Annotated in this window: 1 protein-coding gene; it reads right to left on the bottom strand. The window is 39.0% G+C overall.

Features of this window, described 5'->3' with window-relative positions:
* Positions 1-295: CBS domain-containing protein (locus NG918_RS16865; protein WP_252227208.1), on the bottom strand; the 295-nt coding region annotated here is incomplete at both ends.

Here is a 295-nt window from a genome sequence, read left to right as displayed (position 1 = left end):
AGCAACACCACCGTATTCATCCATTAAAATAGCCATTTGATTTCTAGTTCTTTGCATATTTTTAAGTAGATCGTCAATAAACATCGTCTCTTGCGCAAAATACGCGTCTTTAACGAGCGCCTTCACATCAATGTTTTCAAAACCTGACTTTCTCGCTTCCGCAAAAAAATCTTTCATATGCAGAATACCTAGCACCGAGTCCTGATCGCCTGTAAAAACGGGAACCCTTGAAAAATTCTCACTTAATAATGCGTCACAAAGTTCTTCCGACTCTGTTTCGGCATCAATCATAAAC

Source organism: Clostridium sp. ZBS2 (genome assembly GCF_023845855.1).
Taxonomy (GTDB): domain Bacteria; phylum Bacillota; class Clostridia; order Clostridiales; family Clostridiaceae; genus Clostridium; species Clostridium aquiflavi.
Note: the sequence above shows the minus strand (reverse complement) of the source record. Positions and strands in the feature narration are given on the sequence as shown.